The sequence below is a fragment of the Streptomyces sp. NPDC059874 genome (genome assembly GCF_042731135.1).
Classification (GTDB): Bacteria; Actinomycetota; Actinomycetes; order Streptomycetales; family Streptomycetaceae; genus Streptomyces.
The window spans coordinates 1-21,235 of the sequence record NZ_JBHWJY010000118.1 but is presented as its reverse complement, the minus strand read 5'-3'; the positions used below and the strand labels follow the sequence as shown (position 1 = coordinate 21,235).

The 21,235-nt window shown below is 70.5% G+C and carries 19 protein-coding genes and 1 riboswitch; of the genes, 5 read left to right on the top strand and 14 right to left on the bottom strand.

What is annotated here, in order from left to right:
• Nucleotides 1-70 precede the first annotated feature (70 nt).
• On the bottom strand, nt 71-691 hold the full coding sequence (locus ACFV9H_RS38450; RefSeq protein WP_385408102.1) for a PadR family transcriptional regulator: 621 nt from the start codon (nt 689-691) through the stop codon (nt 71-73).
• Nucleotides 692-906: 215 nt separating this feature from the next.
• Here ACFV9H_RS38450 and ACFV9H_RS38445 point away from each other — a divergent pair, with 215 nt between their 5' ends.
• Together ACFV9H_RS38445 and ACFV9H_RS38440 are read left to right on the top strand one after the other, a co-directional pair.
• A complete protein-coding gene (locus ACFV9H_RS38445; protein ID WP_385408100.1) occupies nt 907-1,782 on the top strand; it encodes a hypothetical protein in 876 nt (291 codons plus the stop codon).
• Between the two features lie 89 nt (nt 1,783-1,871).
• The gene (locus ACFV9H_RS38440; RefSeq protein WP_385408098.1) at nt 1,872-2,693 is read left to right on the top strand and encodes a PhzF family phenazine biosynthesis protein; all 822 of its coding nucleotides are present in this window, start codon (nt 1,872-1,874) and stop codon (nt 2,691-2,693) included.
• An 8-nt stretch (nt 2,694-2,701) separates the two neighbouring features.
• Here the strand turns inward: ACFV9H_RS38440 and ACFV9H_RS38435 are convergent, their stop codons facing one another.
• Together ACFV9H_RS38435 and ACFV9H_RS38430 are read right to left on the bottom strand one after the other, a co-directional pair.
• On the bottom strand, nt 2,702-3,502 hold the full coding sequence (locus ACFV9H_RS38435; RefSeq protein ID WP_385408095.1) for a CPBP family intramembrane glutamic endopeptidase: 801 nt from the start codon (nt 3,500-3,502) through the stop codon (nt 2,702-2,704).
• Nucleotides 3,503-3,633: 131 nt separating this feature from the next.
• A complete protein-coding gene (locus ACFV9H_RS38430; protein ID WP_385408092.1) occupies nt 3,634-5,169 on the bottom strand; it encodes a glutamate-cysteine ligase family protein in 1,536 nt (511 codons plus the stop codon).
• Between the two features lie 493 nt (nt 5,170-5,662).
• Here ACFV9H_RS38430 and ACFV9H_RS38425 point away from each other — a divergent pair, with 493 nt between their 5' ends.
• Together ACFV9H_RS38425 and ACFV9H_RS38420 are read left to right on the top strand one after the other, a co-directional pair.
• Nucleotides 5,663-6,283, top strand: a complete 621-nt coding sequence (locus tag ACFV9H_RS38425) for a hypothetical protein (RefSeq protein WP_385408089.1) — start codon at nt 5,663-5,665, stop codon at nt 6,281-6,283.
• 261 nt (nt 6,284-6,544) lie between these two features.
• Entirely contained in the window at nt 6,545-6,733 is a 189-nt protein-coding gene (locus ACFV9H_RS38420) for a DUF5999 family protein (protein ID WP_329388107.1), read from the top strand.
• A 78-nt stretch (nt 6,734-6,811) separates the two neighbouring features.
• Here ACFV9H_RS38420 and gcvP read toward each other — a convergent pair whose 3' ends face one another.
• Nucleotides 6,812-9,697 carry an aminomethyl-transferring glycine dehydrogenase gene (gcvP, locus tag ACFV9H_RS38415; RefSeq protein ID WP_385408086.1) on the bottom strand — a complete coding sequence of 962 codons (2,886 nt, stop codon included), beginning with the start codon at nt 9,695-9,697 and terminating at the stop codon, nt 6,812-6,814.
• A gap of 196 nt (nt 9,698-9,893) precedes the next feature.
• Nucleotides 9,894-9,992: riboswitch (glycine riboswitch) on the bottom strand.
• A gap of 112 nt (nt 9,993-10,104) precedes the next feature.
• Between gcvP and ACFV9H_RS38410 the strand changes: the two genes are divergently transcribed.
• Nucleotides 10,105-10,470: a PRC-barrel domain-containing protein gene (locus ACFV9H_RS38410; protein ID WP_385408083.1), complete on the top strand. Its 366-nt coding sequence runs from the start codon at nt 10,105-10,107 to the stop codon at nt 10,468-10,470.
• Between the two features lie 545 nt (nt 10,471-11,015).
• On the opposite strand, the gene ACFV9H_RS38405 is transcribed toward ACFV9H_RS38410, so the two are convergent.
• The 10 genes from ACFV9H_RS38405 to ACFV9H_RS38360 all read right to left on the bottom strand — a co-directional run bounded on the left by ACFV9H_RS38405 (nt 11,016) and on the right by ACFV9H_RS38360 (nt 21,027).
• A complete protein-coding gene (locus tag ACFV9H_RS38405; protein WP_385408081.1) occupies nt 11,016-12,482 on the bottom strand; it encodes a DNA polymerase IV in 1,467 nt (488 codons plus the stop codon).
• Between the two features lie 43 nt (nt 12,483-12,525).
• Nucleotides 12,526-13,164 carry a MerR family transcriptional regulator gene (locus ACFV9H_RS38400; RefSeq protein ID WP_385408078.1) on the bottom strand — a complete coding sequence of 213 codons (639 nt, stop codon included), beginning with the start codon at nt 13,162-13,164 and terminating at the stop codon, nt 12,526-12,528.
• 172 nt (nt 13,165-13,336) lie between these two features.
• On the bottom strand, nt 13,337-13,810 hold the full coding sequence (locus ACFV9H_RS38395; protein WP_030009777.1) for a bifunctional nuclease family protein: 474 nt from the start codon (nt 13,808-13,810) through the stop codon (nt 13,337-13,339).
• A gap of 63 nt (nt 13,811-13,873) precedes the next feature.
• Entirely contained in the window at nt 13,874-14,647 is a 774-nt protein-coding gene (locus tag ACFV9H_RS38390; protein ID WP_385408076.1) for a MerR family transcriptional regulator, read from the bottom strand.
• Between the two features lie 19 nt (nt 14,648-14,666).
• Nucleotides 14,667-15,611 (bottom strand): FHA domain-containing protein, encoded by a 945-nt coding sequence (locus ACFV9H_RS38385; protein WP_385408103.1) that lies wholly within the window; start codon nt 15,609-15,611, stop codon nt 14,667-14,669.
• A gap of 85 nt (nt 15,612-15,696) precedes the next feature.
• Nucleotides 15,697-16,488 carry a DUF881 domain-containing protein gene (locus tag ACFV9H_RS38380; protein WP_385408074.1) on the bottom strand — a complete coding sequence of 264 codons (792 nt, stop codon included), beginning with the start codon at nt 16,486-16,488 and terminating at the stop codon, nt 15,697-15,699.
• Between the two features lie 5 nt (nt 16,489-16,493).
• Nucleotides 16,494-16,826: a small basic family protein gene (locus ACFV9H_RS38375; RefSeq protein WP_030010496.1), complete on the bottom strand. Its 333-nt coding sequence runs from the start codon at nt 16,824-16,826 to the stop codon at nt 16,494-16,496.
• Nucleotides 16,823-17,731, bottom strand: coding sequence for a DUF881 domain-containing protein (locus ACFV9H_RS38370; RefSeq protein WP_385408071.1), 909 nt, complete (start codon nt 17,729-17,731; stop codon nt 16,823-16,825). Before ACFV9H_RS38370 ends, ACFV9H_RS38375 begins: the two co-directional genes overlap by 4 nt.
• Nucleotides 17,732-17,843: 112 nt before the next feature.
• The gene (locus ACFV9H_RS38365) at nt 17,844-20,339 is read right to left on the bottom strand and encodes a sugar phosphate nucleotidyltransferase (RefSeq protein ID WP_385408069.1); all 2,496 of its coding nucleotides are present in this window, start codon (nt 20,337-20,339) and stop codon (nt 17,844-17,846) included.
• Between the two features lie 97 nt (nt 20,340-20,436).
• Nucleotides 20,437-21,027, bottom strand: coding sequence for a CDP-alcohol phosphatidyltransferase family protein (locus ACFV9H_RS38360; protein ID WP_385408066.1), 591 nt, complete (start codon nt 21,025-21,027; stop codon nt 20,437-20,439).
• Between the last annotated feature and the right edge of the window lie 208 nt (nt 21,028-21,235).

Here is a 21,235-nt window from a genome sequence, read left to right as displayed (position 1 = left end):
GCGGCCCCCCGCGTCTATCCCCGGGGGGGCCCCCGCCGCGTGGGGCCGGGGGCCCGGGGTCCGACCGGACTCAGTGCTCGTCGGCCAGGATCAGGTAGAGCTTCTTGCGGGCGTCGTTGATGACGGCGAGGGCCTTCTCCCGCTGCTCGGGCGAGCCGGTCTTGAACACCTGCCCAAACGCCTCCCACAGGCCGACTCCGGCCGAACGGATCTCGTGCATCGCCTCGAAGTCGAGGCCCCGCCCGGCATCCGCCCAGGGGGCGTCGGGGCCCGACTCGGCCTCGGTGCGACCGGCGTCGGTGAGCGTGAACAGCTTCTTGCCGCCCTCGCTCTCGCTGACGATCAGACCCTCGTCCTCCAGCAGCTGGAGGGTCGGGTAGACCGAGCCCGGGCTGGGCTTCCACGCCCCGCCACTGCGCTCGCCGATCTCCTGGATCATCTCGTAGCCGTGCATCGGCCGGTCGGCGAGCAGCGCCAGGATCGAGGCGCGTACGTCACCGCGCCGCGCCCTGCCGCGCGGTCCGCCGCGACCGCCGCGCCCACCGAAGGGTCCGCCGCCGAAGGCAGGCCCGAACGGGCCGAAGGCGGCACGCAGCCCCCTGAACTCCTCCCGACGATCGGGCCCGCAGTGGCCGTGGCCCCGTCCGTGCTCATGTCCGTGGCCGTGTCCGTGCTGTCCATGTGAACGCATGGCTGCGCTCCTTCCGTCACTTCGTAGTGGTTCGTTTCGGGTTCATCGGTTGTCCGATGAATCCACTATCGGTGACCGGTCGCGATGCGTCAACGATATATCGGAAACTTCTTCAAGCCCCCCAGCGAAACGTCCGGGAAGGAGGGTGTAGGGTCCGCATCAATTGAACGCGTTCAAGCAATGTCCAGGGGGCACTCGTCATGTGGAACCACGCGGTGACGACGGAACGGCGGCACAAGGACACCTGGAGCGGCATCGCGCCGGGCGCGGAGACCGTGGGAGGAGCGCAGATCCTCTGCGCGGGGCTGTACGCGCAGCTCGCCTCGCTCGCGGGAGAGCCGTACGACCGGGGCTACGGCGGCGCCATCGCCCTGCTGTTCGGGCTGGCCGTCATGGTCTCCGTCGGTCCGCTCATCGCCGGCCTGCTGGGCTTCGTGCACAGCCTGCTCTTCACCACACCGGTGATGGTGGCCTCGAACTTCGCGGGCATACGAAGCCCGCTCTCTGCGCCCTACTGGGCCCTGCCTGCGCTGGGCCTGCTCGCGGCCGGGTACGCCGCACCGATCTCCCTGCTCGCCGGCGCCTCGTACGCCGCCACGGTCGGCTGGATCGCGGCCGCCGGGGTACTGCCCGTGGGGATCGCGGTACTCGCGCGGATGCGGCAGGTCCCGAGTCGCAAGGTGCGGCTGTGGACGCTGGGGCCCGCCGTGTTCGCGCTGTTCGCCACCTTCTGCCTCGGAGCCGTCGCGCCGACGTACCGACCGCCGGTCCTCGAGCGCGCCGACTACGTCGGCGAGTGGGTGGGCGACGGCGTCCGCCTGGAGCTCGGCGCGCAGGGCGAAGTGACGGCGAAGAGCCTGCCGGTCCACGACGGGTTCGACGTCGTGGGCCACTGTTCGGGGCACGGGAAGTGGGCGCCCGAGGAGGCGGCCCACGGCGAGCGGGCGGGAGTCACCCTGTCCATCCCCACCTGCGAGGACGCGGAGCGCAGGTGGCTGGTCGCGGGTACGGACGAGCGGCCGGAGCTGTTCGTGCTCATGGGCGATCCGGACGCCGGCGAAGTGGCCGTACTGCGCAAGCGGGCGAAGTAGCCCGCGGTGGCTCACCGAACGGAAATACCAGTCCAGTCACCCCGGATTGGCCTTTGTCGGTGATCAAGGAACCGTCCTACGGTCGGGACATGCGCATCCGAATCGTCGACGCCTTCACCGACCGCCCCTTCCACGGGAACCCCGCCGCAGTCCTGATCCTCGACGGCGGGTTCCCGCCGGACGCCTGGCTCCAGCAGGTCGCCTCTGAGATGAACCTCTCCGAGACCGCCTTCGCCCACCCCCTGCCGCCCGGCGGGGACGCCGACTGGGCCCTGCGCTGGTTCACACCGGCCGCCGAGGTCGACATGTGCGGGCACGCCACGCTCGCCACGGCACACGTACTGGCCACCAGCGGGCTCGCGGACGGGCTGATCCGCTTCACCGCCCGCTGCGGCGTCCTCACCGCCGAGACCGCCGAGGACGGCACGATCACCCTCGACTTCCCGACCTCCTCGCTGACCCCCGTCCCGGCGCCGACCGCGGTGGACCACGCGCTCGGCGGCGCCCCGATCCTCTCCGTGCACGACACCGCCTCGCACATCGGCGACCTGCTGATCGAGCTCGCAGACGAGAAGACCGTCCGCGAACTCGAACCGGACCACGCCGCCCTGCGGGCCTTCGCCAAGCGCGGGGTGATCGTCACCGCGCCCGCCGAGGATCCCTCCCTCGGGTACGACTTCGTCTCCCGGGGCTTCTTCCCCGCCTTCGGGATCGACGAGGACCCGGTCACGGGCAGCGCCCACACCGCACTCGCCCCGTTCTGGGCCGGGCGCCTGGGCCGCGACGAGCTGACCGGCCTCCAAGGCGGCGCCCGCAAGGGGCTGGTCAAGGTCACCCTGGCCGGCGAGCGCACCCTGCTGACCGGCCACGCGGTCACCGTCCTCGACGGGGAGCTGCTCAGCGCCCCCTGATCGGCGGGTCAGGGCGTCGGCAGCCAGCCCACCTTGCCCGCGAGGAGCGCGTACCCGCCGAAGGCCACGATGTCGAGCAGCGCGTGCGCGACGACGAGCGGCCCCACCCGGCCCCAGCGGCGGTAGGCGAGCACGAAGACGACGCCCATCACCACGTTGCCGATGAAGCCCCCGATGCCCTGGTAGAGGTGGTACGAACCCCGCAGCACCGAGCTGGCGAGCAGCGCGGCCATCGGCGACCAGCCCAAGCCGTCGAGCCTGCGCAGCAGGTAGGCCAGCACGATGACCTCCTCCACCACGGAGTTCTGCACCGCGGAGAGGATGAGCACGGGGAACTTCCACCACACGTCGGGCAGCGCCTCCGGCACCACCGTGAGGTTGAATCCGCTCGCCCGCGCCACCAGGTAGAAGGCCAGCCCCGCGCTCCCGATCCCGGCCGCGACGACCGCGCCCCGGCCCAGGTCCCACCCGGGCCGGGTGCGGTCGAAGCCCAGTACCCGCAGCCCGGGCGCACCCTCACGGGTCAGGAAGTGCGCCACGAGCAGTACGGGGACCAGGGCGGTCGAGATGCCGAAGAGCTGCCAGGCCAGGTCCAGCCAGGGCCGGCCCGGGGCGTACGAACCGTTGAGCGTGGCGGCCTGGTCCTTGAGCCCGCCCGGCTTGGTGAGCGAACCGACGAAGCTGATCAGCGCCGAGACCCCGCTCGCCCCCAGCGACAGGCCGAGGACGAGCAGCGTCTCCGTCCGCAGGAGCCTGCGCCGCTCCTCTTCGCGCAGCTCCACGCCCACCGGCTCCGGCTCCACCCGCACGCCCCACTCCCGTCCTGCCGCCCCGTTCCGATCACCCCATACTGCCTCCTCGGCGGCGGAGCGGGATCACGGGACGGATCACGGAACGGCGCGGAACGGCGCGGAACGGATCACGGGACCGTGGCGGCCGGTCAGCGCCGGGCCGGCACCGGGGCGCTCACCTCCTCCTCGGCCAGTCCCACGGGCCAGGTGTGCACGGGATCCCCCTTGTGCATCAGCTCGCTGTAGCGCCGGGTGGTCGCGGCCAGCGCCTCGTCCCGCTCCAGCCCGGCCGCGAGGGCCTGGTGATAGGTGTCCACCTGCCAGGTCGCCCCGTTCACCCGCCGCCGGCAGCGCTCCTCGATGATGCCGAGGTAGTGGTCCCGGTCCGCGGGCTCGATGCCCCAGGCATCCAGCCCGGCCGCCGCCATCGGCAGCAGCTCGTCCAGTACCAGCCGCACCGCCGGTACGCTCACCAGTCCTCCGGCCCGGCCCCGGCGCGGCCACCGCAGGCGCGCGTCGATCCCGTACCGGCAGGCCGCGTCGAAGTTGGCCTCCGCCTCGGCGAAGGGCAGCCTGGTCCACAACGGGCGCGGCTCGTCCGCGAGGGTGCGAACGAGCCCGTAGTAGAAGGCGGCGTTGGCGACGACATCGGCGACGGTGGGGCCGGCCGGCAGCACCCGGTTCTCCACCCGCAGGTGCGGCACCCCGTCCGCGACCCCGTAGACGGGCCGGTTCCAGCGGTAGACGGTGCCGTTGTGCAGGACGAGTTCCTGCAGCCGCGGCACCCCGCCCTCGTCCAGGACCCGCAGTGGCTCCTCCTCGTCGCATATCGGCAGCAGGGACGGGAAGTAGCGGACGTTCTCGGCGAAGAGCTCGTACGCCGAGTCCACCCACCGCTCCCCGAACCAGGTGCGCGGTCGCACCCCCTGCGCCTGGAGCTCGGGCGGCCGGGTGTCGGTGGCCTGCGTGAACAACGGCGGCCGCGACTCCCGCCACAGCTCGCGCCCGAACAGGAACGGCGAGTTGGCGCCGACGGCTATCTGCGCGGCCGCCACCGCCTGCGCGGCGTTCCACACGTCCGAGAACCGGGCCGGCGTCACCTGTAGGTGCAGTTGGACGGATGTGCAGGCGGCTTCCGGCACGATCGACCCGGAGGTCCAGGTCAGCCGCTCGACGCCCTCGATGTCGAGCGTGAAGTCCTCCCCGCGCATCATCAGGATCTGCTCGTTCAGCAGCGAGTACCGGTCCACCGCCGACAGGTTGGCGGTGACCAGGTCGCCGCGCGAGATCGTCGGCAGAATTCCGATCATCACCACGCCGGCGTCGATCTCCGCGGCCTGCCGGTGGGCATAGCCCAGCCCCGCGCTGAGTTCCTCGGCGAGGCCGTCGAATACGCGGCCGCCGAGCCGGTGCGGGAGGACGTTCACCTCCAGGTTGAACATTCCCAGCTCCGTCTGGAAATCCGTGCTCGCAATCCGCTCCAGCACCTGGGCATTCACCATTCTCGGCAACCCGTCGGCACCCGCGAGATTCAACTCGATCTCAAGTCCCATCATGTTCTTCGGGCGATCGAACCTCTTCTCCGCCAGAAGTCGCTCCAGTCCCTCCAGACACTCGTGGAGCTTCCTTCGATACCTCTGCCGATCGGACAGGTCGAATCCGCCCGCCACGACCTTCTCCCCCATCGAAGCGTCCCTCCTCGACTGGGCCTGGCCCTGGGCACCCAGGCGCGCATGTACGGTCGATGATGCCCCGGCAGGGTGATCCATAACGCCCGGGGGGCGTGCGCCGCGAGGCGCGCGCGCCGGTTTGGCCGAAGGGCGCTCCGGCACATTCACCTGGCAAGTCGCCTCGCGCAAATTCCTCTTCGACTTTGCGTGCTCCCGATTACCGATGCTTTTCAGCCGGGCCCCCGTCAGGTAACCTCCGAGGTCAGCGCGACATGTTCGCGCTTATCCGGCATGAATGCCATGTCAGCGGGACCGGTAAGCGCCTTGCCGGCAATAGCCGGGACAGCTAGCCGAAACACTGCGTGAACACATGTCGTATAAACTCCGCAAACGAGGCAGAGAGTTGGCGCGCGGCCATTGCCCCTCAGCCCCCCTCTGGCCCCAGAATGCGACAGCGCCGTCCGCACCTCCCCCTTCCACAGGTCTCCCAAGTGAGAGGCGACCCACCATGCCGCTGCACGTCCCTCCGGCTCCCGCGCCCGCCCTGCGCAGCGTCCTCGCGGCCCTCGGTTCCCCCACCGCCGTCCACGAGGCGCACACTCCGGCCCTGCGCGCGCTCCAGGGGCCGATGACCGCCGAACTCCCGCTGCCGGTCCATGTCCTCGACCGACTGGGCATGTCCACCCTGACCGCCGGCGGCAGGCCGCCCCGCACACGCCTGACCGGCTGGAGGTTCCTCATCCGCAGCGGGGACCGCTTCGTCGCCGCGGCCGACACCCGCCTCACTCCCGACGGCTGGGCGTTCTCCCACTTCTTCGAGGGCCCCTACGTGGCCGCCACCGAACGCGCCCTGCGCCAGGCGGAGTCGCTCGGCAAGGGCTACCAACCGCGACTGCTGTCCGTACCGGAGCTGTACATGCTGACGCTGTGGCTGCACGGGGCGGTGGGCGCCGACGCCTCCGCCGGTCTGCCGGCCGGCGAGGACCTGCTGGTGCCCCTGGCTCCGGCTCCGCCCGGCATCGCCGCGTACCGGCCGCATCCGGTCTCGGAACTGCTGCCCGTACTGACCCACCGGCTCACCCCGGCGACGGCGCCGGCCCCGCCGTCGCTGGCCGCACCGGCCGCCTGACCCGATTGACCCATTCGGGTTAGTCCGGCCGGGCCACTCGCGAACCATCCGAAATGACAGGGGAGTTGGCCTGAACCGCCCGCACGAGTGATGCGTCATCAATCAGTGAGGACAGCCGGCGGGAAATCCCTGCGAAGCGGCTGTCCTGGGGGAAGACTGAGGACACGCTCCCCGCGGGTGCGGGGATGATCCAGGGGGACGGCCATGAATCACGCATCGAGCCGTAGCACGCAGACCACACCGCAGCGAAAGAACGCATCCATGTGCCAGCACCAGCCAGCCTGCCCGTCAGCCGAATCCGCCGACCGGGAAGCCGCCCGCCCGGTGGCCAACCACCCGGAGCAGGGCTGGAGCCTGCTGTGCAACGGCGTCCTGCTCTTCGAGGACACCGGGGAGCTGCTCCCCGACGGCCAGATCATCGCCCCGCACCGGCCGCTCGCGGTGGCGTAGGACGGAGCGCGCGACAGGGCGAGAACGACGAAGGGGCCGGTCCGGGAGAACTTCCCGGACCGGCCCCTTCGTCAGCGATCAGTTGTCGTACTCGTCCAGCGGCGGGCAGGAGCACACCAGGTTGCGGTCACCGAACGCACCGTCGATGCGACGCACCGGCGGCCAGTACTTCTCGGCAGCCGAGACCCCGCCGGGGAAGACGGCCTCGTCACGGGTGTACGGGTGGTTCCACTCGCCGCCCAGCGCCGCGGCGGTGTGCGGGGAGTTGGCCAGCGGGTTGTCCTCGAGCGGCCACTCACCGGAAGCGACCTTCTCGATCTCGCCGCGGATGGCGATCATCGCGTCGCAGAAGCGGTCGATCTCGACGAGGTCCTCGGACTCCGTCGGCTCGATCATCAGCGTGCCGGCGACCGGGAAGGACATGGTCGGCGCGTGGAAGCCGTAGTCGATCAGGCGCTTGGCGATGTCGTCCACGCTCACGCCGGTCGCCTTCGACAGCGGACGCAGGTCGATGATGCACTCGTGCGCGACCAGGTTGCCCGGGCCGGTGTAGAGCACCGGGTAGTGCGGCTCCAGGCGCTTGGCGATGTAGTTGGCGCCGAGCACCGCCACCTGGGTGGCGCGCTTGAGGCCCTCGCCGCCCATGAGGCGCACGTACGACCAGGAGATCGGCAGGATGCCGGCGGAGCCCCACGGCGCGGCCGAGATCGGGCCGACGCCCGTCTCCGGGCCGGCGGTCGGCTGCAGCGGGTGGTTCGGCAGGTACGGAGCCAGGTGGGCCCGGACACCGACCGGACCGACGCCCGGACCGCCGCCGCCGTGCGGGATGCAGAAGGTCTTGTGCAGGTTCAGGTGCGAGACGTCGCCGCCGAAGTGACCCGGCTTGGCCAGACCGACCAGGGCGTTCAGGTTCGCGCCGTCCACGTAGACCTGGCCGCCGGCCTCGTGCACCTGGGCGCAGATGTCGGCGACGTGCTCCTCGAACACACCGTGCGTGGAGGGGTACGTGATCATCAGCACGGCGAGCTCGTCGCGGTACTGCTCGATCTTGGCGCGCAGGTCGTCCGCGTCCACCTCGCCGTCGTCGGCGGTCTTGACGACGACGACCTTCATGCCGGCCATCACGGCGCTGGCGGCGTTGGTGCCGTGCGCGGAGGACGGGATGAGGCAGATGGTGCGCTGCTCGTCGCCGTTCGCGCGGTGGTAGGCGCGTACGGCGAGCAGACCGGCGAGCTCACCCTGCGAACCGGCGTTCGGCTGGATGGAGACCTTGTCGTAGCCGGTGACCTCGCAGAGACGTTCCTCCAGCTCGTTGATGAGCGTGAGGTAGCCCTCGGCCTGCTCCACCGGGGCGAAGGGGTGCAGCTGGCCGAATTCGGGCCAGGTCACCGGCTCCATCTCGGTGGTCGCGTTGAGCTTCATGGTGCAGGAGCCCAGCGGGATCATGCCGCGGTCCAGCGCGTAGTCCTTGTCCGAGAGCTTGCGCAGGTAGCGCAGCATCGCGGTCTCGGAACGGTGCTGGTGGAACACCGGGTGCGTCAGGTAGGCGTCCGAGCGCAGCAGGCCTTCGGGGAGGGTGTCGGCCGTGGTCTCGTCCAGCGCCTCGATATCGGCGGTGACGCCGAAGGCGGCCCAGACGGCCTCGATGTCGGCGCGCAGGGTGGTCTCGTCGCAGGAGACGGAGACCTGGTCCGCGTCGACCTGGTGCAGGTTGACCCCGCCCTCGCGGGCGGCGGCGACGACCTCGGCCGCGCGGCCCGGAACGCGGGCGGTGATCGTGTCGAAGAACGCGCCGTGCACGACCTCGACCCCGCCGGCCGTCAGGCCCGCGGCGAGCAGGGCCGCGTAGCGGTGGGTGCGGCCGGCGATCGTCCGCAGGCCGTCCGGGCCGTGGTAGACGGCGTACATGCCGGCCATGACGGCGAGGAGCACCTGCGCGGTGCAGATGTTGCTGGTGGCCTTCTCGCGGCGGATGTGCTGCTCGCGGGTCTGCAGCGCCAAGCGGTACGCCTTGTTGCCGTCCGCGTCCACGGAGACGCCGACGAGGCGGCCCGGCAGCGAGCGGGCGTGCTTGGCCTGGACGGCCATGTAGCCGGCGTGCGGTCCGCCGAAGCCCATCGGGACGCCGAAGCGCTGCGTGGTGCCGACGGCGATGTCCGCGCCCAGCTCGCCCGGGGAGGTCAGCAGGGTCAGGGCGAGCAGGTCGGCGGAGACGGAGACGATGGCGCCGAGCGCGTGCGCCTGCTCGATGACCGGCTTGATGTCCCGCACCGCGCCGGAGGCACCCGGGTACTGGAGGAGCACGCCGTAGACGCCGCGCTCGGCGATCTCGGCCGGAATGCCCTCGGACAGGTCGGCGACGACGACCTCGATGCCGATCGGCTCGGCGCGGGTCTCGATCACCGCGATGGTCTGCGGCAGCGCGTCGGCGTCGACGAGGAAGACGTTGCCCTTGGCCTTGCCCACGCGGCGGGCCAGCGTCATGGCCTCGGCGGCCGCGGTGCCCTCGTCGAGCAGGGAGGCGCCGGAAGTCGGCAGACCGGTCAGCTCGGCGACGACGGTCTGGAAGTTCAGCAGCGCTTCGAGGCGACCCTGCGAGATCTCCGGCTGGTACGGCGTGTAGGCCGTGTACCAGGCCGGGTTCTCCATGACGTTGCGGAGGATCACCGGCGGGGTGAAGGTCCCGTAGTAGCCGAGACCGATCATGGAGGACAGGACCTGGTTGCGGTCGGCGAGCGAGCGGAGCTCGGCCAGCACCTCGGCCTCGGTCCGCGCCTCGGGCAGGTTCAGTGCTTCAGCGGTCTTGATCACATCCGGGACCGCGGCGGCGGTCAGTTCGTCCAGCGAGCCGTAGCCCACCTGAGCGAGCATCTTCGCCTGCGCCTCGGCATCCGGGCCGATGTGGCGCTGCTCGAAGGGGATGCCTCGCTCCAGCTGGGAGAGCGGAATGCGGTTGGCGGTCATGTACGGAGGCCTCCTGGTCGTACGACCTGCGAGGGGCACCACGGCGCGGGCACCCGGACGGCCTCCCCCTCTGTCATCTCAACCTGAGAGTTTCACCGGCCGCTCGAGGGTTGCTCGAACGCGCCGGCTTTCACCGTCGGTGAGGAGAGGAACCGGCACTGCGCGCCCGGTACCCGCCCCTGCTTTCCAGAGTGGCCTCGTCCGTGCGGTACGTATGCCTGAGAGATTCCGGGGAGGATTTGCTCCTTCGGCGCCTCCGTCGTTCTCACTCGGAGGACTCTCCCGCACAGGGTCGACAGCCAGCACCAAGCCTACCAGCGAGGATCCAGGGCCTTCCCGAGTGGCCTCTTCTTGGGATATGCACTTTTGTAGTCATTACGGAGGAGTTGCGACCATTTGGAGGGACCGTGCAGACCGACATCGATCCGCGCAGCCTGATCGGCCGCAAGGCGTTCGACCGCAATGGCACCAAGATCGGCACCGTGGACGAGGTCTACCTCGACGATGCCACGGGCGTCCCGGAATGGGCCGCCGTCCGTACGGGCCTGTTCAGCCGGGACGCGTTCGTCCCGCTGGAGCCGAGCGAGCTGGTCGACAACACCCTGCGGGTGCCCTTCGACCGCTCCCTGATCAAGGACGCCCCCGACTTCGGCGTCGGCCGCCACCTTTCCCCCGAACAGGAGCTCCAGCTCTACCACCACTACGGTCTGGACGTGACGCTCCCGTCGGACTTCCAGCGCGACTTCGGCCACCTGGCGGGCAACGAGGACTGACGGGCCCCGCTCACCGGCCTAGCTTCACCTCCCCGAGCCCCTTCCGGCCCGCCCGGCCGGGGCCCGGGGCGCGGGCTGCCCCGGAGCTTCCCGCCAGGGCACACCGGCCGGCCCAGCCCCACAAGCGCCCCTGCCAGGGCATCCGGGCGGGGGCCACCCCCGAAGCAACCCGGCACGCCCCCGCACCGCAGGGCCCCGGCCGGGCCCCATGCGCGAGCCCGCCTGAAGCCACCCCGGCCCCGCACCCAACGGTCCGCAGCCCCGGCCCAGGGGCCCGGGCGCAGGCCCGCGCTTCGGAGGCACCCGGCACGCCTCAACCCGCCCGGGCAGGCCGCCCCGTCCGTCCCCTCACGGCCGACCGCCGAGCAGCCCGGCCCCGACGCCGTGGGCAGCGGCCAACGCAGGCGTGGGCAGCGGGCGCGGGCCTCGGGCAGTGCGCGCGGCGGGCCACCGACAGCCGGCGCGCGGGGCCACTGGCTCGCGCGGCCGGCGCTCGCACGGCCACGGGGCCCGGATGCGCCCCGAGCCCCTCAGCGGACGGCCCCTCAGCCGTCGGTGTCCGCCGTCGGCTCCGCCCCCGCGTCGCCCACCAGCGGCAGCGGGTCGGACGGCTCCAGCTCGGGATCGCCCACCCGGAAGGTCCGGACCCGGCCGGGCAAGGAGCCGGGCTGCTCGAACCGTACGGTCACCCGCCCGACCCCGCTGCCCTGCACCCACCCGGGCCCGTACACCGAATGGCGTACATCGTGGCCGGCCATCCACCGCCGCTCCTCCACCGGCCCGGGCTCCACGGCGGGCTCGCCCGCCCCCGGCGCCACGGACCACGGGTCCATCACCGGCTCGGCCTCCCCCCGCCCCTCGTCGGACCCGGCGGCCACACCCTCACCGGGCGACTCAGCGGCCCCGCCCGCACCCTCCGCCCCGCCCTCGGCGGCGAGCATCGCGGCCTGGGCGAAGAGGTCCTCCTGGGTGTAGTCCGCCAGCCCCGTCACACCCACGCCCAGCAGCCGCACGCCACCCGTGGTGTCCACGCCCTCCAGGAGCCGCGCCGCGGCCTCCCGCACGACCCCCGGGTCGTCCGTGGGGCCCCGCAGCGTCTCTGAGCGGGTCAGCGTCGAGAAGTCGTAGCGCCGCACCTTCAGCACGATCGTGCGCCCCGAGTGCCCGGACTCCCGCAGCCGCCGCACGCACCGGTCCGCCAGCCGCTGCACCTCGCCCCGGATCCGGACCCGGTCGTGGAGGTCGACGTCGAAGGTGTCCTCGACGGACACCGACTTCGCGTCCCGCTCGGCGACCACCGGCCGGTCGTCCAGCCCCAGCGCCATCCGGTACAGGCCCACGCCGTGCGCGCGCCCGACCATCCGGACCAGCTCGTCCTCCCCGGCCTCCGCCAGCTCCCCCACGGTGGTGATCCCGGCGCGGCGCAGGTGCTCCCCGGTGGCCGGTCCCACCCCCGGCAGGGTCCGCACCGACATCGGCGCGAGGAGTTCCCGCTCCGTCCCCGGCTCGATCAGCAGCAGCCCGTTCGGCTTGGCCTCCTCGGACGCCACCTTGGCCAGCATCTTCGACCCGGCCAGCCCCACCGACCCGCTGAGCCCCGTCACGGCCCGGATGTCCGCCCGCAGTCGCTCCCCCGTCGCCAGGGCGCTCGCCGAGTCGAAGGCGACACCGCCCGCCTCCAGGTCCACGAAGGCCTCGTCCAGGCTGAGCGGCTCCACCAGCGGCGACAGCTCCCGCAGCAGCGCCATCACCTGGTCGCTGACCTCCCGGTACAGGCTGAAGCGCGGGAAGACGTACGCGCCGTTCGGGCAGAGCCGCCTGGCCTGGGTCATCGGCATCGCCGAATGCACGCCGAACCGCCTGGCCTCGTACGAGGCGGTCGCGACGACCCCCCGCGGGCCGAGGCCGCCGACGATGACGGCCTTGCCGCGCAGGCTCGGCTTCGACGCCTGCTCCACGGAGGCGTAGAAGGCGTCCATGTCCAGGTGCAGGATGGTCGGCGCGGCTCTCACAGCCCCGATGCTGCCCTACGGGTCTGACATTTCCGGGGCTGGGTCAGACGGCGCGGTTGCGGCGTGCCGCGAGCTCGTCCGCCGGGTTGTGCCCGACCAACGTCTCGCCGGTGTCCACCCGCTCCCCGTGCAACTGGGAGAGCGCGCTCTCGACGTCGCGCCACACCACTCCCACGGCGATGCCGAAGACGCCCTGCCCGCCCTGGAGCAGGCTCACGACCTGGTCGGGGGACGTGCACTCGTAGACGGTGGCGCCGTCGCTCATCAGCGTCATCCGCTCCAGGTCGCAGAACCCGCGGTCACGCAGGTGCTGCACGGCCGTGCGGATGTTCTGCAGCGCGACACCGGTGTCCAGGAAACGCTTGACGATCTTGAGGACCACCACGTCCCGGAAGCTGTAGAGCCGCTGCGTGCCCGACCCGTACGCGGGGCGCACGCTCGGCTCCACGAGCCCGGTCCGCGCCCAGTAGTCGAGCTGCCGGTAGGTGATGCCGGCCGCGGCGCACGCCGTCGGCCCCCGGTATCCGATCTGCTCGGGCGCCTCGTCGCCGCCCACCGGTCCGACCGGCGTCGACTCCGGCTGACGGCGCGCGGAACCGGCCGCACTGCCGTGCAGCGGGTACGGTCCCCCGTCACTCCGCGCGGGGGTGCCCCCGGTCGTACCGTCGCCCGTGATCCTCACGCCGACCCTCCGTCCTTGACCTGCCCACCTTGAAGGTAGGCAGTCACCAGGGGTGCGTCAACGATCGCCACACTCGGCACGCCGAGTGATAATCACCCTGAGAGTGGTTTCCCGTATCCGTTTGCGGGGAAAGGCTACTCGAATGGGCTGAAAGTTCCCCGCGTCCCGCGCCTCACTGCGGGCCGGTACCGAAGTCCTCCGGCGAGATCTGGTCGAGGAACTCGCGGAACTTCTCCACCTCGTCCTCCTGCTCGTCCGGAATCGCGATTCCGGCGTCGTCGAGGACGCCGTCACTGCCGTAGATCGGCGTCCCCGTGCGCAGGGCCAGCGCTATGGCGTCGGACGGCCTCGCGCTCACCTCGACCCCGCTGGCGAAGACGAGCTCCGCGTAGAAGACGCCCTCCCGCAGATCCGTGATCCGGACCTCGGTGAGCTCCTCGCCGATCGCCTCCAGCACGTCCTTGAACAGGTCGTGCGTCAGCGGCCGGGCAGGGGCCATCCCCTGCTGCGCGAAGGCAATGGCGGTCGCCTCCCCTGGTCCGATCCAGATGGGGAGGTACCGGTCGCCTCCCACTTCACGCAGGAGCACGATCGGTTGGTTGGAGGGCATTTCCACCCGGACACCCACAACGTCGAGCTCGTTCACACAGCAACCCTAGGACCTGCCCGGCAGGTTTGGGTAGTCGGGGCCCCACTCCGACCAGCGAGCTCACCGCAGACGGACCCCGAGAGCGGTCTGCACGAGGGCCTCGTGGAGCCGTACGGACAGCCCCGCGAGCTCTTTCAGGGTGGCCTCCGCATGCGCCCTGGTCTGCGGGTTGCGGTGGCGCCGCAACGGTGCCACGACCTGCTCCACGAGCCCGGCCTCCCGGTCCGCGGCGGCCTTCATCGCACGCAGGTGGCGCGGCTCCAGCCCGAACCGCCCGAGATCGGCCACGAGCCGGGCCACCGTGACGGACTCGGCGTCGAATCCGCCGCCCGGAGCCTCGGCGAGCAGCCCGTAGGACTCCCATTCGACCAGCTGCACCTCGTCGACGTCAGCGGCCGCCAGGAGCTCCGCACGGTCCACCCGGGCCACCGTGGGCCGCTCCCGGCCCACCTCGCCGTATACGGCCGCAGGACTGCCGGGATCAGCCGTGCCGGCGGAGTCCGCGTGCGCCGTCGGTGCCGGAATGCGGATCTGCTCGCCGCGGGCGAGCGCGTCGAGGTGCTCGCGGATGACCTTCAGCGGCAGGTAGTGATCGCGCTGCAACCGCAGGATGCGCGCCAGGCGCTCCACGTCGTCGGTGCTGAACTTGCGGTATCCCGAAGGTGTGCGTCGGGGCTCGACGAGCCCTTCGGCCTCCAGGAAACGAATCTTCGAGATCGTGACTTCGGGGAACTCGTCACGCAGCGTGGTGAGCACGGTGCCGATGCTCACCAGCCGCCCGGCGGTGCCGGCGGTGCCGTTCTTCGGGGCACCGCCGGTCGGGGTACGCAGCATGAGACCTTCCCAGATGGGGTCAGATGCCCCGCAGGCTCGCGTAGAAGACCAGCCGGTACTTGCCGATCTGCACCTCGTCGCCGTTGTGCAGGGCGACGGAGTCGATCGGTTCACGGTTCACGTACGTGCCGTTGAGGCTGCCGACGTCGGAGACGGTGAAACCGCCGTCCTGGCCCCTGCGGAAGTCGACATGGCGCCGGGAGACGGTGACGTCGTCCAGGAAGATGTCGCTCTGCGGGTGCCGGCCCGCCGTGGTCAGCTCGCCGTCCAGCAGGAAGCGGCTACCGGAGTTGGGACCGCGCCGCACGATGAGCAGGGCGGAACCGGGCGGCAGCGCTTCCACCGCGGCCTGGGCCTCGGGGGACAGCGAGGACGACACGTGCGTTTGTCCCGACACCTCGGCCTCGTAGGCCTCCAGGCCCGAGATCGAGATGGTGGACGTGGTCTCCGAGGCACGCTCCGGCGTCAGACCAGCCCGCAGCGGCGCTCCGCAGTTGGAGCAGAACCGGCTGGCCGCATCGCTGCGGTGTCCGCACCTGCTGCAAATCTGCTCGGCCGACATGGACGGCTCCTCGCGCCGCGGCTGCCCCGCGGAGGCATTGGTGGCATACGGGTCGGGGGCAAACCCTCCACCCGCACTTGAGGTTGATGGTTCACCGAAACCTATGCGTCCGGTACCAGCAGGGTCAACAGTCGACGCGCCGGATGCGCCCGAATTGTCACCCGCTCCCGCCACCTCGTCACGGAAGAGCGGCCGGTCGCCCTGCCCCTCCGCGTCACCGTGCCCGGCACGGTGACGTGCTGAGCCGCTTTCCTCGCGGTTCTTCTTGCCGAACAACTTCTCAAACAACTTCACGGGCGATTCCCCTTGACCGAAACAGACCCGCCCGTGGGGCAGGACGAACTCCGAATGCAGACACCTGCCGACCCGGACATTCTCACAACGTCCGTAACCACCAGACAGTTTCCACCACGCACCGCGACTTCGGTGCGCCGACCCCCCGCAGGCATCAGCCCGCGTGAGCCGGTCCACTCTCCGCACCGCATCATCACGATGACGACCGAGCGTAGTCAGGCTGCTTCGCAGCCCGCAAGGCATCCACGACGATCTTCGCCGACCGGATGACGGACACGGTGGCCTGCTCCTTCTCCAGCGTCTGGACGACACCGCCCGGGATGTTGAGCGCGGGCTCCAGATCCTGGGCCTTGCCGATCACCCTGAACTCGTAGGGCTGTGTGATCTTCTTACCGTCGATCCCGACCCCGCCGTTCTCGTCCGAGAAGTACGAGCCGGCCACGATGCGCACGCCGTTGATCTGAATCGCCTCGGCCCCGGCCGCCCGCAGCTCCTGGAGCGTGTCCAGCAGCTGGTCGGACCGCACCTTGCCCGTCGGATCGGTGATCTTCAGCGTGATGCCCGGCCCCTGCGCTGCCACCGTACCGGCCAGGATGCCGAGTTGGCGCTCCTTCTCCACGGTCTGCTTGCGGGCCTCCTCGGCCTGGTTGGAGCTGCTCTCCAGCTCCTTGCGCTGGTCCTCCAACCGCTGCTTCTCGTCCTCCAGGCGTTTGGTCCGCCCGTCGAGCTCGTCGAGGATCCGTACGAGGTCCTCCTGGCGGGCTCCGCGCAGCGCGCTGGACTCGCTGTTCGACCGCACCTGGATGGCCAGCCCCAGGCCCAGGACGAACAGCAGCAGCGCGACGATCAGTTGGGCCCGGCTCACCCGAGGCGGCCACAGCCCGGCCGCGAGCCGCTGCCGGCCCGTCTGCTCCACGGGCTCCGGCACGTCCTTCGGCGGCTGCGCCGCGGCTCCCGGCTGCTCGGGGGTGTCGTCCGTACTCATCGGCCTCACGCCCGGAACACGTGCCGACGGATGGCCGCGGCGTTGGAGAAGATACGGATGCCGAGGACCACGACCACACCGGTGGACAGCTGCGAGCCCACCCCGAGCTTGTCACCGAGGAAGACGATCAGCGCGGCCACGACCACGTTCGACAGGAACGACACCACGAAGACCTTGTCGACGAAGATGCCGTCCAGCATGGCGCGCAGGCCCCCGAACACCGCGTCCAGCGCCGCCACCACGGCGATCGGCAGATAAGGCTCCACCACGGCCGGCACTTCGGGCCGGACCAGAAGTCCGGCCACCACTCCGGCCAAGAGGCCCAGTACCGCGATCACGATGCACCCTTCTGCTGCTCTGCTGCTGTAGCTGTACGTACGGTCAGACTCGACGCGGCCGGCAGCCGCACCTCGTCCGCTGCGGACAGGGTGTAGCGGATCCCGTAGCTCTCCTGCAGCACGTGCAGGTACTGGCCGTCCGCCGAATCCTGGAAGGTCGTGCCGAGCTTCTTCTTGTCCCCCACCGCCAGCACTTCGTACGGGGGCACGAGCGGCCTGTTGTCGACCAGTATCGCGTCACCGGCCGCCCTGATCGCCGACAAGGCCGTCAGCCGCTGCCCGTTGATCGACACGGCCTCCGCCCCGGACTGCCACAGCCCGTTGACGATCTTCTGCATGTCGCGGTCGCGGAGCCGGCCGGTGTCCGAGAAGCCGGCGCTCTCGCGCGGTCCGCCGCCACCGCCGTCGGAAGCGCCCTTGGCGTCGTCCACGACCAGCCTGATCCCGGGCCCCCGCACCTCGGTCGCGCCGGCCAGCAGCGCCACGAGTTCGCCCTGACCTCCGCCGGGCTGCTTGAGCGCCGCGCGCTGGCGGTCCGCGACATCGGTCCGCAGCCGGTCGATGTCCCGCTCCAGGCCGTCCGCGCGCTCGTCCGCGCGGTTCACCCGGTCGATCAGCTCCTGACGCTCCTTGGCCAGCACCGGCGCGGCCACCCGCGCCTCCGCGGCCCCGAGCGTGACGACCATGGCCGCGAGCACGAGACCGGCGGCGAGCCCCAGTTTGGCCTTGAGGGTCCGGGGCAGTCCCGCCGTGCCCTCCGCCTCACGACGGGCCGACGCCTCCGCGTAGCCCTCGTCGAGACTGTGATCCATCACGTGCGTCAGCAGCGACATGGAAGCGTCCGGGCGCGGGGGCACCGGGGACGCCGAACTCCGGTTGTGGGGCGGCTGCGACATGCCGCACATCGTCGCATGTCGGCGCCGTACACACCGAATGCGCCCATCCGGCGGGCCGGGCGGGGGCCTCCCCGCACCCGGCCCGCCGGACTTCGGTCCTTCGTGGATCAGCGCCCGGCACTCAGTGCCCGGCCCCGTCCACCGCTCCCGCCCACTCGTCGAGCAGGGCCTGCGCCGACGCGTCGTCGGGACCTTCGGCCCAGAGGTGGGTGACCGCCTCCGCCGGGTCGGGCAGGACCAGCGCCCACCGGCCGTCCGCCTCGACCACGCGCACCCCGTCGGTGGTGTCGACCTGCCGGTCGCCGGCCGCCTCCACGACCCGCCGCATGACGAGCCCCTTCACCGCCCACGGAGTCGGCACGTCCCGCTTGAGCACGTGGGCCCGCGGAATCCGGGCGTCGATCTGGCTGAGAGTGAGCTGCGTCCGCGCCACCAGCCCGAGCAGCTGGACGAAGGCGGCGGACCCGTCGAAAACACTGCTGAACTCGGGAACGATGAACCCGCCGCGGCCGTCTCCACCGAAGATGGTGTTCTCCGCCCGGCCCACCCGGGTCAGGTCGTCGGGCGAGGTCGTCGTCCACTCCACCTGTGTGCCGTGGTACGCCGCCACCTGCTCGGCGACCCGCGTCGTGGTCACCGGCAGCGCGACCTTGCCGCTGCGCTTCTCCGCGGCGACCAGGTCGAGCATCACCAGCAGCGCCCGGTCGTCCTCGATGATCCGCCCGCGCTCGTCCACCAGGGAGATCCGCTCGCCGACTGGGTCGAACCGCACCCCGAAGGCCGCCCGCGCCGAGGCCACGATCTCCCCGAGCCGCACCAGCCCGGCCCGCCGGGACTCCGTCGTCTCCGTCGGCCTGGACTCGTCGAGCCCCGGGTTGATCGTCAGTGCGTCCACCCCGAGCCGCCCGAGCAGGCTGGGCAGAACGAGACCGGCACTGCCGTTCGACGCGTCCACGACCACCTTGAGCCCGGCGTCACCGATCCCGGTGGTGTCCACCTGCCTCAACAGCGATCCCGTGTACGAGTCGAAGACGCTCGACGGGAAGTGCAGGTCGCCGATCTCCCCCGGGAACGCCCGCCGGTACTCCTGGCGTGCGTACACCCGGTCGAGCTTGCGCTGTTGCGCCTGCGAGAGGTCCGCGCCCCGCTCGTCCAGGAACATGATGTCCACGGAGTCCGGCACGCCGGGCGAGGTCCGCAGCATGATCCCGCCGGCGCTGCCCCGCGCGGTCTGCTGCCGGGCAACGGGCAAGGGCACGTTCTCCAGGTCCCGCACCTCGATCGCGCTGGCCTGGAGCGCCGAGATCACCGCCCGCTTGAGCGCCCTGGCACCTCGGGAGTGGTCACGGGCCGTGGTGACGATCGCCCCCTTCTTCAGGGTCGTCGCGTACGCGCCTGCGAGCCGGACCACCAGCTCGGGGGTGATCTCGACGTTCAGGATCCCGGACACGCCGCGCGCACCGAACAGATGTGCCTGACCGCGGGACTCCCAGATGACCGACGTGTTGACGAAGGCACCGGCCTCGATCGTCTTGAAGGGGTAGACGCGCACGTTCCCCTGGACGATCGATTCTTCGCCGACGAGGCACTCGTCGCCGATGACGGCCCCGTCCTCGATCCTCGCGGACCGCATGATGTCGGTGTTCTTCCCGATGACACAGCCGCGGAGGTTGCTGTGGGGTCCGATGTACACGTTGTCGTGGACGACGGCCTTGTGCAGGAAGGCCCCGCTCTTGACGACGACGTTCGACCCGACGACGGTGTGCTCGCGGATCTCGACGCCGGCTTCGACCTTGGCGTAGTCCCCGATGTACAGGGGCCCGCGCAACACCGCGTCCGGGCTCACCTCGGCCCCTTCGGCGATCCACACACCGGGTGAGATCTCGAAGCCGTCCATCTCCACCTGGACCTGGCCCTCGAGCACGTCGGCCTGGGCCTTGACGTAGCTCTCGTGCGTGCCGACGTCCTCCCAGTAGCCCTCGGCCACGTAGCCGAAGATCGGCCGGCCTTCCTTCATCAGCTGCGGGAAGACGTCGCCGGACCAGTCGACCGAGACGTCCGGGTCGACGTAGTTGAAGATCTCCGGCTCCATCACGTAGATGCCGGTGTTGATGGTGTCCGAGAAGACCTGTCCCCAAGTCGGCTTCTCCAGGAAGCGCTCGACCTGGCCCTCCTCGTCCACGATCGTGATGCCGAATTCCAGCGGATTCGGCACCCGGGTCAGGCAGACCGTGACGATTCCGCCCTTCTCCTTGTGGAAGCGGATCAGGTCGGTCAGGTCGAAGTCGGTGAGCGCGTCGCCGGAAATGACGAGGAAGGTGTCGTCCTTCAAGGCCTCCTCGGCATTCTTCACGCTGCCGGCGGTGCCGAGTGGCTTCTCCTCGTTGGCATAGGTGAGCTCCATCCCGAGCTCTTCGCCGTCCCCGAAGTAGTTCTTGACGAGCGACGCCAGGAACTGCACGGTGACCACGGTCTCGCTGAGCCCATGCCGTTTGAGCAACCTGAGCACATGCTCCATGATCGGCCGGTTCACCACCGGCAGGAGCGGCTTGGGCATGCTCGAGGTCATCGGGCGAAGACGCGTACCTTCGCCACCGGCCATCACGACGGCCTTCATGTCGGAAGAATCCTCCTTGATAGACGACGGTCGTGCCGACCTCACCCATCTCGGAAGGTGAATCCCCGATTCCACCGTGTGTTCCGGCCGGACGGGCTCAATCGGCGGTGGCGTCCGCCTTCACCAGACGACGGACTTGAACCACGTACAGGATTCCTGCCCACCAGTAGAGCGTTGTACCCCATCCCGCGAACGCCCATCCGAAAACTGACCCCGTCCAGGCCAACCAACCCGTCCCGTCACTGAGCAACAGCAAGGGGAACGCGTACATCAGGTTGAAGGTGGCGGCCTTGCCGAGGAAGTTGACCTGTGGCGGCGGATAGCCGTGGCGGCGCAGGATCCACACCATGACCAGCAACATCAGCTCGCGTGCGAGCAGCGCCCCGGTGAGCCACAGGGGAAGAATCTCGCGATAGGTCAGACCGAAGAGCGTCGACAGGATGTACAGCCGGTCCGCGGCGGGGTCCAGCAGCCGGCCGAGGTTGCTGATCTGATTCCAGCGGCGCGCGAGCTTCCCGTCGAGGTAGTCACTGATCCCGCTGAGCATGAGTACGGCCAAGGCCCACCCATCGTGCTCCGCGAGGATCAGCCACAGGAACAGGGGCACGCCGGCCAGGCGAGCCATGCTCAGGATGTTCGGAATGGTGAAAATTCGGTCAGTCTGAACCCGAGTCTCCTGGACCTCCACCCGGGGGCCTCCACTGTGACTGTAGAAAGGTTGAACGATGCCCCCTGACCCTACAGGAGTCCGCACAGGTGCCCGTAAACGCAGAAAAGCCCCGCACCGAACCCTGAAGGGCTGGTGCGGGGCTTTCCCACAATGATTGTTCGGCGGCGTCCTACTCTCCCACAGGGTCCCCCCTGCAGTACCATCGGCGCTGAAAGGCTTAGCTTCC

Bases quoted from the DNA above. Each gene is read 5' to 3' on its own strand.
- ACFV9H_RS38390 (WP_385408076.1), bottom strand. From the start codon at position 14,647: ATGCTGCGTACCCCGACCGGCGGTGCCCCGAAGAACGGCACCGCCGGC.
- ACFV9H_RS38370 (WP_385408071.1), bottom strand. From the start codon at position 17,731: ATGTGCGGCATGTCGCAGCCGCCCCACAACCGGAGTTCGGCGTCCCCG.
- ACFV9H_RS38450 (WP_385408102.1), bottom strand. From the start codon at position 691: ATGCGTTCACATGGACAGCACGGACACGGCCACGGACATGAGCACGGA.
- ACFV9H_RS38425 (WP_385408089.1), top strand. From the start codon at position 5,663: ATGCCGCTGCACGTCCCTCCGGCTCCCGCGCCCGCCCTGCGCAGCGTC.
- ACFV9H_RS38430 (WP_385408092.1), bottom strand. From the start codon at position 5,169: ATGGGGGAGAAGGTCGTGGCGGGCGGATTCGACCTGTCCGATCGGCAG.
- ACFV9H_RS38420 (WP_329388107.1), top strand. From the start codon at position 6,545: ATGTGCCAGCACCAGCCAGCCTGCCCGTCAGCCGAATCCGCCGACCGG.
- gcvP (WP_385408086.1), bottom strand. From the start codon at position 9,697: ATGACCGCCAACCGCATTCCGCTCTCCCAGCTGGAGCGAGGCATCCCC.
- ACFV9H_RS38380 (WP_385408074.1), bottom strand. From the start codon at position 16,488: ATGAGTACGGACGACACCCCCGAGCAGCCGGGAGCCGCGGCGCAGCCG.
- ACFV9H_RS38440 (WP_385408098.1), top strand. From the start codon at position 1,872: ATGCGCATCCGAATCGTCGACGCCTTCACCGACCGCCCCTTCCACGGG.
- ACFV9H_RS38365 (WP_385408069.1), bottom strand. From the start codon at position 20,339: ATGAAGGCCGTCGTGATGGCCGGTGGCGAAGGTACGCGTCTTCGCCCG.